Origin of the sequence: Pseudomonas sp. WS 5079 (assembly GCF_012985465.1) — a bacterium.
Taxonomy (GTDB): Bacteria; Pseudomonadota; Gammaproteobacteria; order Pseudomonadales; family Pseudomonadaceae; genus Aquipseudomonas.
In genome coordinates this window covers 912,013-918,505 of sequence record NZ_JAAQWN010000002.1, presented here as the reverse complement: position 1 = coordinate 918,505, position 6,493 = coordinate 912,013, and the positions used below count along the sequence as shown (strand labels likewise).

The following is a 6,493-nucleotide window of genomic DNA, read 5'->3' as shown; positions in this document are numbered from 1 at the left end:
GCAGTGAAACGATGCATCGCCGATGGTAGTGTGGGGTTTCCCCATGTGAGAGTAGGTCATCGTCAAGATTAAATTCCGAAACCCCAATTGCGAAAGCAGTTGGGGTTTTGTTTTGGGCGGTCGAAAACTGGAAAATGCTTAGTCGGTTGTCTAGTTGAGGTTGCTCTATCGCCTGTTATGTTGCTTTCTATGCAATGGCTCTGCGCATGGCTATCATGCGTGCCTCATTGTGAGGCGAGACCTGCATGCTGACGTTGTTAAAACTTCTGAAAGATGGCCGATTCCACTCGGGTGAAGCGCTAGGTGCGGTCCTGGGTGTCAGTCGTAGTGCTGTGTGGAAACAGCTCCAGCATCTGGAGGTTGAGCTGGGCCTGACGATTCATAAGGTCAGGGGGAAAGGCTATCAATTGGCATCCCCGCTGGTTCTATTGAGTGCTGACGAGATCGCCTTGAAGTCGCCGGTCTGTGCGGGTTCGGTTTTCATCTCGGATACCATCGATTCCACGAATGCCGAAGCTTTGCGTCTAATCGATGCGGGGCAGGCGGCGCCGTTCCTGGTTCTGTCGGAGCAGCAGACTGCAGGCAGGGGGCGTCGAGGGCGTAAGTGGGTCAGTCCGTTTGCACAGAATGTTTACTACAGCCTTGTACTTCGTATCGATGGTGGTTTGCGACAGCTCGAGGGTTTGAGTCTTGTGGTGGGCTTGGCGGTAATGCAAACCCTGCGCGACTTGGGTGTTCAGGGTTCGGGTTTGAAATGGCCGAATGATGTTCTTGTTGGGTCAAAAAAGATTGCGGGCATCCTTCTTGAGTTGGTAGGCGATCCTGCTGATGTGTGCCATGTAGTGCTCGGTATTGGTATCAATGCCAACATGCAAAGCGCCGCAGAAGTTGATCAGCAGTGGACATCGATACAGCTCGAAACGGGTCGCAGGGTAGATCGAAATCATCTGGTCGCTCACCTGGGTCAGGCATTGCAGGCTTATCTCGAGCGTCATAGAGATTCCGGCTTCTCGGTGATCCGCGAGGAGTGGGAGCGGAGTCATCTATGGCAGGGCAGGGCGGTGTCATTGATCGCCGGTGTTAACCAAGTAGACGGGGTTGTGCTAGGTATTGACGGTCAGGGCGCGCTGCGTCTCGAAGTGGATGGTGTTGAGAAAATATACAGTGGCGGTGAGTTAAGCCTGAGGTTGCGTGATGATTCTTGAGCTCGACTGTGGGAATAGCTTCATCAAATGGCGAGTTCTGGAGGCGAGCCAGGCGGTCGTTTTCGCTGAAGGCGTTGTGGATTCCGATGTGGCGTTGTTGGGTGGCCTCCATTCATTGGCTGGTCTTTCACTGCAACACTGTAGGTTGGTGAGCGTGCGCGCCCAGGAGGAGACGAATCGTCTGGTCGGCGTGTTGGTTGCCGCTTTTGGTGTCTCTATAAGCTGTGCTGCGCCGTCGCGTGAGATGGCGGGTGTGCGCAATGGATATGAGGAATATGCCCGCCTGGGGCTGGATCGTTGGTTGGCAATGCTGGGAGGCTTCCGCCTGGCCTCTGGGGCATGTTTGGTGCTGGATTTTGGTACGGCGGCCACTGCTGATTTCATTACGGCGGATGGCGAGCATCTTGGGGGATTTATCTGCCCTGGCATGCCGCTGATGCGCAATCAGCTGCGAACCCACACCCGTAAAATACGTTATGACGATGTTGCAGCTGAGCGTGCGCTGGAAAGCCTGGTGCCTGGACGTACGACTGCACAAGCCGTAGAGCGTGGTTGTACGCTCATGCTTCGCGGCTTCGCTGAGTCGCAACTGGAGCTGGCCCAGAGTTACTGGGGCGAAGACTTCTCAGTATTCCTTACGGGTGGTGATGCTGAGTTAGTCGCCGATGCTCTGCCAGGCGCTCGGTTCGTTCCGGACCTGGTATTTGTTGGTCTGGCGATGGCATGCCCTTTGTCTTGAGGTTTCTATGCGTTGGTTGTTTCTGTTGTTGCTGGTTCTCAATGTCTTTTATTACATCTGGCACCAGCAAGAGGCCCCGTTGCGTGCGAAGGATGTAACGCCCCTGGCGCTGTATCGGGGCTCTCAGCAGGATATTCAATTGCTGAGTGAGTCAGCGGACGCAATGACCCGTCGTGATCGGCCCAGGGCGCCGGAAGCGCCGGCCGGTTGCTTGTATATAGGCGGCTTTGCCAGTCAGGAGCAGGCGCAGTTCCTCGAGCAGCGCCTGACCAGTCTGGATATCAAGGTCAAGATCCAGTCATTGGCTGGTGCAGGTGTGCCCGCTTTTTGGTTGCGTGTGGCACCTGAAAGTCGCCGCTTGGCTGACGATCTGCCGTTTGAAAGCCTTGCTAATGAATTCAATGAGTTAAAACATAAAATAATGCCGTGCGAAGGCATTGCAAGTGTCGAATAGTTTGCATAGAATGGCGCCCGCTCCACAGCGATGACCTACTTGGGGAATTGGTGTGAAGCGATCGTCACGCAGCTAACCTCATATTTTTAATGAGAAAATGCTTGACAGAAGGTCGGCGTAATGTAAAATGCCGGCTCGCTTAGGAGGGGTTCCCGAGCGGCCAAAGGGATCAGACTGTAAATCTGACGTCTACGACTTCGAAGGTTCGAATCCTTCCCCCTCCACCATTTTTAGCGTGAGCTGCAGGCTCCGCGGGTATAGTTTAGTGGTAGAACCTCAGCCTTCCAAGCTGATGATGCGGGTTCGATTCCCGCTACCCGCTCCAAGTTTGCAGGTTGTGCAGGGTGTTTTGCTCTTGTAGCTCAGTTGGTAGAGCACACCCTTGGTAAGGGTGAGGTCAGCGGTTCAAATCCGCTCAAGAGCTCCATATAACAAGGCAGATATGAAAATATCTGCCTTTGTTTTAACAGCTGTCTCGGCTTGATTCTTTTTTACCTGGTGTTATCGGGTTGTTTCAGGTCTCTTGGGGTTGGTTGTTGTAAAGTCTTTTTCAGGCCTGCATAATGGTCGGCCTGATTTTGTTTTAGGTCAGTAGCTCAATTGGCAGAGCGACGGTCTCCAAAACCGTAGGTTGGGGGTTCGATTCCCTCCTGACCTGCCAGATTCACGTGGTGTATCTGGCTTTCTTTTCACAGGATCTTCATAGATGACTCCTAAGGCTGAAGCTCAAAGCTCTCGTTTCGATCTGGTTAAGTGGCTCGCTGTCGTCGCTTTGGTGGTCGTAGGCGTTGTTGGCAATCAGTATTATTCTGCTTCGCCGATCCTGTACCGCGTACTCGTATTGCTCGCTCTCGCTGCTGCGGCCGTCTTCATCGGTCTGCAGACTGTAAAGGGTAAGTCTTTCGCCGTACTGGTTAAGGAAGCTCGCACCGAAATACGTAAAGTCGTTTGGCCGACTCGCCAAGAAACCACGCAGACCACGCTGATTGTTGTGGCTGTTGTTTTGGTTATGGCGTTGCTGTTGTGGGGGCTTGATTCCCTGCTCGGCTGGCTTGTTTCCTTGATTGTTGGCTAAGGGTGTCCCGTGGCTAAGCGTTGGTACGTTGTGCATGCTTACTCGGGTTACGAGAAGCATGTCATGCGCTCTTTGCTAGAGCGCGTAAAGCTGGCAGGCATGGAAGATGGCTTCGGCGAAATTCTGGTTCCCACTGAAGAAGTGGTTGAAATGCGTAATGGCCAGAAGCGCAAAAGCGAACGCAAGTTCTTCCCTGGCTACGTGCTGGTACAGATGGACATGAATGAGGGTACTTGGCACTTGGTCAAGGATACCCCTCGCGTCATGGGCTTCATTGGCGGTACCGCCGATAAGCCTGCGCCGATCACTGACAAGGAAGCGGAAGCGATTCTGCGCCGTGTTGCTGACGGTAGCGACAAGCCGAAGCCTAAGACGTTGTTCGAGCCGGGCGAGGTTGTTCGTGTCACTGATGGTCCGTTTGCTGATTTCAACGGCACTGTCGAAGAAGTTAACTACGAAAAGAGCCGGATCCAAGTGGCGGTGCTCATTTTCGGTCGCTCTACCCCGGTAGAGTTGGAGTTCAGTCAGGTCGAAAAGGTCTAGCTGACAAAGCATCCCAACCCCGCAGCCTTAGGCTGTGGGGTTTTGTCGTCACTGGGATAAACGCGCAAGTAACCGGGGAGCCTTTCGAGGCGCTTGAACCCGTAATTGGAGTGCCTCATGGCCAAGAAGATTACCGCTTACATCAAGCTGCAAGTGAAGGCCGCACAGGCCAACCCTAGCCCACCCGTCGGTCCAGCTCTGGGTCAGCACGGCGTGAACATCATGGAATTCTGCAAGGCCTTCAACGCCCGTACTCAGGGTATTGAGCCAGGTCTGCCGACTCCAGTGATCATCACTGTATACAGCGACCGTAGCTTCACCTTCGAAACCAAGTCGACCCCGGCTTCGGTTTTGTTGAAGAAAGCTGCAGGTCTGACTAGCGGTTCCGCTCGTCCGAACACCGTTAAGGTTGGCACCGTAACTCGTGCTCAGCTGGAAGAGATCGCGAAAACCAAAAACGCGGATCTGACTGCAGCTGATATGGATGCAGCCGTGCGTACCATCGCCGGTTCTGCTCGTAGCATGGGCCTTAACGTGGAGGGTGTGTAATGGCTAAGCTGACCAAGCGCCAAAAGGCTATCGCCGGCAAAATCGAAGCGGGCAAGTCCTACAATTTTGTAGACGCTGCTGCTCTGCTGACCGAGCTGTCGACTGTCAAGTTCAGCGAGTCCGTTGACGTTGCTGTAAACCTGGGTGTTGACCCACGTAAATCCGACCAGGTCGTTCGTAGCGCTACTGTGCTGCCACACGGTACTGGCAAGACCGTACGTGTTGCTGTCTTCACCCAAGGCCCGGCAGCTGAAGCTGCTCTGGCCGCTGGCGCCGATCGCGTTGGCATGGACGACCTGGCTGCCGAAATGAAGGGCGGCGACCTGAACTATGACGTAGTTATTGCCTCCCCGGATGCAATGCGCGTTGTAGGTCAGTTGGGTCAGATCCTGGGCCCACGTGGTCTGATGCCTAACCCGAAAGTCGGTACCGTAACTCCAGACGTAGCTACCGCGGTTAAAAACGCCAAGGCTGGTCAGGTTCGTTATCGCACTGACAAAAACGGCATCATTCACACCTCCGTTGGCAAGGTCGGCTTCGACGCCGTCAAGCTGAAGGAAAACGTTGAAGCCCTGATCGCTGATCTGAAGCGTATCAAGCCAGCTTCCTCGAAAGGTATCTACGTCAAGCGCGTTACCCTGAGCACCACTATGGGCCCAGGTCTGGTCATCGACCAAGGCTCGCTGGACGTATAAGACACAAACTGGCGCGAGAGATCGCGCCAGTTGAAAAAATTGGGGTCCCTGCCTGGCGGGGGCTATCCAAGACCGTAGGCGACGCAAGTCTTAAACCATCAAGCCTACGCAGATGGTGCTCCCGGTTCCTTACCGAATCAGACACCAAAACGACATCCGGCCTAGGCCAGATGAAACGGTAACAAGCAGGAGTTAAACCCGTGGCAATTAATCTCGAAGACAAGAAGGCCATCGTCGCTGAAGTCAACGAGGCTGCCAAAGCTGCTCTGTCCGCTGTCGTGGCTGATGCCCGTGGTGTGACAGTAGGCGCTATGACCGGACTCCGTAAAGAGGCTCGTGAAGCTGGCGTATACGTACGTGTTGTACGTAACACCCTGCTCAAGCGCGCTGTTGCTGACACTGAATACAGTGTCCTCAACGACGTGTTCACCGGCCCGACTCTGATCGCGTTCTCCAAGGATCATCCAGGCGCTGCTGCCCGTTTGTTCAAGGAATTCGCCAAGAGTCAGGATAAGTTCGAGATCAAGGCAGCTGCGTTCGAGGGCAAGTTCCTCGCAGCTAACCAAATCGACGTACTGGCAACACTGCCGACCCGTAACGAAGCTATTTCGCAGCTGATGAGCGTGATTCAAGGCGCTACCAGCAAGCTGGCTCGTACTCTGGCCGCAGTTCGCGAGCAAAAAGAAGCTGCAGCAGCCTAAGGCTGAGCAACTTCTCTCGCGTTTTTTTGTTTATTTCGATGGCCGCGTAGGCCGTCCCCCAATTCAGGAAATACAGCAATGTCTATCTCCCAAGACGATATCCTCAACGCCGTAGCTGAAATGTCGGTTCTGCAGGTTGTTGAGCTGATCAAAGCTTTCGAAGAAAAATTCGGCGTTTCCGCTGCCGCTGCTTCCGCTGGCCCAGCTGTTGCTGCTGTTGCTGCTGAAGAGCAAACCGAATTCAACGTCATGCTGCTGGAAGCTGGCGAGAAGAAAGTAAACGTGATCAAGGCAGTACGTGAACTGACCGGTCTGGGCCTGAAAGAAGCCAAGGCTGTAGTTGACGGCGCTCCTGCCCAGGTTCTGGAAGCAGTGTCGAAAGACGCCGCTGACAAAGCCAAAGCAGTACTGGAAGAAGCAGGCGCTAAAGTCGAGCTGAAGTAAGCATCGACCTTGCGTTTCCAGCCCAAGCGTTAAGCTGAAGGCTGATGGCTGGTGGCTCTTGCCACCGGCCTTTTTCCGTTCTTGGCTG

9 protein-coding genes and 4 tRNA genes are annotated in these 6,493 nt (G+C 54.2%); all 13 read left to right on the top strand.

Features of this window, described 5'->3' with window-relative positions; all coding sequences use genetic code 11:
- Positions 1–245 precede the first annotated feature (245 nt).
- The 13 genes from birA to rplL all read left to right on the top strand — a co-directional run bounded on the left by birA (position 246) and on the right by rplL (position 6,405).
- Positions 246–1,205 carry a bifunctional biotin--[acetyl-CoA-carboxylase] ligase/biotin operon repressor BirA gene (gene birA / locus HBO05_RS08845; protein ID WP_172312359.1) on the top strand — a complete coding sequence of 320 codons (960 nt, stop codon included), beginning with the start codon at positions 246–248 and terminating at the stop codon, positions 1,203–1,205.
- Positions 1,195–1,944, top strand: coding sequence for a pantothenate kinase (locus tag HBO05_RS08840; RefSeq protein WP_172312357.1), 750 nt, complete (start codon positions 1,195–1,197; stop codon positions 1,942–1,944). Before birA ends, HBO05_RS08840 begins: the two co-directional genes overlap by 11 nt.
- 7 nt (positions 1,945–1,951) lie before the next feature.
- On the top strand, positions 1,952–2,398 hold the full coding sequence (locus HBO05_RS08835) for a hypothetical protein (RefSeq protein ID WP_172312355.1): 447 nt from the start codon (positions 1,952–1,954) through the stop codon (positions 2,396–2,398).
- 142 nt (positions 2,399–2,540) lie between these two features.
- Positions 2,541–2,625, top strand: a tRNA-Tyr gene (locus HBO05_RS08830).
- 24 nt (positions 2,626–2,649) lie between these two features.
- Positions 2,650–2,723: transfer RNA gene (locus HBO05_RS08825), tRNA-Gly, on the top strand.
- Positions 2,724–2,749: 26 nt separating this feature from the next.
- Positions 2,750–2,825, top strand: a tRNA-Thr gene (locus HBO05_RS08820).
- A gap of 158 nt (positions 2,826–2,983) precedes the next feature.
- A tRNA-Trp gene (locus tag HBO05_RS08815) sits at positions 2,984–3,059 on the top strand.
- Between the two features lie 45 nt (positions 3,060–3,104).
- A complete protein-coding gene (gene secE, locus HBO05_RS08810; RefSeq protein ID WP_076964128.1) occupies positions 3,105–3,473 on the top strand; it encodes a preprotein translocase subunit SecE in 369 nt (122 codons plus the stop codon).
- A gap of 9 nt (positions 3,474–3,482) precedes the next feature.
- Positions 3,483–4,016 (top strand): transcription termination/antitermination protein NusG, encoded by a 534-nt coding sequence (gene nusG / locus HBO05_RS08805; protein ID WP_003176436.1) that lies wholly within the window; start codon positions 3,483–3,485, stop codon positions 4,014–4,016.
- Between the two features lie 117 nt (positions 4,017–4,133).
- Positions 4,134–4,565 carry a 50S ribosomal protein L11 gene (gene rplK / locus HBO05_RS08800; protein ID WP_003210097.1) on the top strand — a complete coding sequence of 144 codons (432 nt, stop codon included), beginning with the start codon at positions 4,134–4,136 and terminating at the stop codon, positions 4,563–4,565.
- Positions 4,565–5,260, top strand: coding sequence for a 50S ribosomal protein L1 (rplA, locus tag HBO05_RS08795; protein WP_003176434.1), 696 nt, complete (start codon positions 4,565–4,567; stop codon positions 5,258–5,260). Before rplK ends, rplA begins: the two co-directional genes overlap by 1 nt.
- A 200-nt stretch (positions 5,261–5,460) precedes the next feature.
- Positions 5,461–5,961: a 50S ribosomal protein L10 gene (rplJ, locus tag HBO05_RS08790; protein ID WP_003176433.1), complete on the top strand. Its 501-nt coding sequence runs from the start codon at positions 5,461–5,463 to the stop codon at positions 5,959–5,961.
- 78 nt (positions 5,962–6,039) lie between these two features.
- Entirely contained in the window at positions 6,040–6,405 is a 366-nt protein-coding gene (gene rplL, locus HBO05_RS08785; protein WP_003210093.1) for a 50S ribosomal protein L7/L12, read from the top strand.
- Positions 6,406–6,493: the final 88 nt, after the last annotated feature.

What these genes read in the sequence shown, in the direction of transcription:
- rplA (WP_003176434.1), top strand. Translation starts at nt 4,565, where the DNA reads ATGGCTAAGCTGACCAAGCGCCAAAAGGCTATCGCCGGCAAAATCGAA.
- rplL (WP_003210093.1), top strand. Translation starts at nt 6,040, where the DNA reads ATGTCTATCTCCCAAGACGATATCCTCAACGCCGTAGCTGAAATGTCG.
- birA (WP_172312359.1), top strand. Translation starts at nt 246, where the DNA reads ATGCTGACGTTGTTAAAACTTCTGAAAGATGGCCGATTCCACTCGGGT.
- HBO05_RS08835 (WP_172312355.1), top strand. Translation starts at nt 1,952, where the DNA reads ATGCGTTGGTTGTTTCTGTTGTTGCTGGTTCTCAATGTCTTTTATTAC.
- HBO05_RS08840 (WP_172312357.1), top strand. Translation starts at nt 1,195, where the DNA reads ATGATTCTTGAGCTCGACTGTGGGAATAGCTTCATCAAATGGCGAGTT.
- rplK (WP_003210097.1), top strand. Translation starts at nt 4,134, where the DNA reads ATGGCCAAGAAGATTACCGCTTACATCAAGCTGCAAGTGAAGGCCGCA.
- secE (WP_076964128.1), top strand. Translation starts at nt 3,105, where the DNA reads ATGACTCCTAAGGCTGAAGCTCAAAGCTCTCGTTTCGATCTGGTTAAG.